This is a genomic window from Pseudomonas agronomica, assembly GCF_025917275.1.
In the GTDB taxonomy this organism is placed as follows: Bacteria; Pseudomonadota; Gammaproteobacteria; order Pseudomonadales; family Pseudomonadaceae; genus Aquipseudomonas; species Aquipseudomonas agronomica.
Map to the genome: position 1 here is coordinate 1 of NZ_JAOSHO010000734.1, position 1,914 is coordinate 1,914.

Genomic DNA, 1,914 nt, shown 5'->3' on the forward strand with positions numbered 1-1,914 from the left:
CTTCGACAGGACGGGCCATATTTCGTTGTCGCCGATGACAAAGATCTTGCAATCGTTCCCTTGCTCGACCCGATAGCCTCCCGTGAACGCGCCAAAGGCCGGTAGCAGGCTGATTTCGCTACCAAGGCGAAAGCACGGCAGGCGCAGCCGTTGCCGACCCTTGCCACTGAGGTGGTAGACCGGGTGCACGTGGCCGGCGAGCACGTGTCGGCTCGAATGCGGGTGCGGTTCGTGTTGCACGGCGAAAGGACCCAGCAGCAGCGGCTCGGGGACGACGCGGATATTCAGGTCCGGCGGCGGGTCGCCGGCACGCTTGTCGTGATTGCCGCGTATGAGCGTCATGGCCAGGGACGGGTGTCGCGCACGCCAGTCCGCCAACGCCATCAAGGTTCCTGGTGCATGGGAGCCGGGCCCATGGAGAAAATCCCCAAGGAAAATCAGCAGTCGGCAGGGCAGGCTCGCCAGCAATGCATCGAGCTCCGCGATGTTGCTCGCTGTCGTGCCATGGGGAACCGGCTGGCCGAGGCTGCGGTACGCAGCGGCTTTGCCGAAATGTACATCCGCCACCATCAACGTTTCCTGGGCGGGCCAGTACAGGGCTTTTTGCGGGAGCAGCCAGAGCTCTTCCCCGGCGAGGTTGACGGGATAGGGCGCGGCCATCAGGCGGTCCCCCGATCGGCGGTTCTTTCCAGTTCGCTGACCATTCGGCGAATGCGGTCGGCGAGCTTTTCCGAACTCATGCTTTCGCGGAACCGCTCCACCAGCAACGGGAAACCCAGCGGGGTCGGGCGCTTGATGACATGCAGGTCGAGCTTCAAGGTATCGAGGCGTTCCAAAGTCTGCTCCAAACGGCGTATATCCAGTTCTTCGCGCAGGACTTCCTCGCCGGCCTGGGCCAGCAGCAGGTTGTCGGCGTCGTATTGCTTGAACACCTGGAAGAACAATCCGCTGGACGCCTGGACTTGCCGAGTGCTCTTCGGCGCGCCGGGGTAGCCGGCGAACACCAGCCCGGCGATCCGGGCGATCTCGCGGAAGCGGCGCAAGGCCAGTTCGCCGGCGTTCAGGCTGGCAAGGACGTCGTCCAGCAAGTGGTCGGTGCGCAACAGCGTCGGGTTCAGGTGTGCCGACCAATCCAGCTCGGTGGCGCTGAGCAATTCCAGGCCGTAGTCGTTGACCGCAATGGAAAACGTCACCGGTTGCCGTTGGCTGACGCGCCAGGCCAGCAAGCTGGCGAGTCCCAGGTGAACCTGGCGTCCGGCGAATGGATACAGGAACAAGTGCCAACCTTCCCGGGACTTGAGGGTTTCGGCCAGCAACGTGCCTTGCGTGGGCAAACCGGACCAGCGCAGTTGCGTGCTCAACATGGGCTGCGCCGCTTGCATTTCCGGGCCGTCGAAATGACCGGCGGCGGCTTCGCTCAGGCGCGCCACGACAGCTGAGGCGAGCTCGCTGGAAAGCGGCATGCGCCCGCCGTTCCAGCGCGGTACGGCGGCTTTCTTGGCCTGGCTGCGCCGCACGTAGGCAGTCATGTCTTCGACCCGGACCAGTTCCAGCAATCGACCGGCGAAGAGAAACCCGTCGCCAGGCCTCAGCCGTGCGATGAAACCTTCTTCCACGCTGCCCAAGGTCTTGCCGCCGCCGCCCTTGCTCCAGAATTTCAGTTGCAGGTTGGCGTCGCTGACGATGGTGCCGATGCTCATGCGATGACGCCTGGCCAGGCGGGCGTCGGGGACGCGCCAGATGCCGTGTTCGTCCGGTTCGACCCGTCGGTAGTCGGGGTAGGCCGTCAGCGACAACCCGCCGTGACGAACGAACGCCAGGGCCCAGGCCCATTCAGCCAGGTTCAGGTTGCGGTAGGCCCAGGCGCTACGGACCTCGTCGAACAGCTCATCGGGGGTGAAACCGCCGCCCAGG

Annotated in this window: 1 protein-coding gene and 1 pseudogene; both read right to left on the reverse strand. The window is 64.7% G+C overall.

Annotated features, from left to right (window positions below; translation table 11 throughout):
• Window positions 1-660, reverse strand: a 660-nt coding sequence (gene pdeM, locus OC610_RS26655) for a ligase-associated DNA damage response endonuclease PdeM (RefSeq protein WP_264432217.1), incomplete at its 3' end; no start/stop codon positions are given.
• Window positions 660-1,914, reverse strand: a pseudogene (locus OC610_RS26660) (DNA ligase-associated DEXH box helicase); the annotation flags it as partial. The gene pdeM and the pseudogene OC610_RS26660, both read right to left, overlap by 1 nt.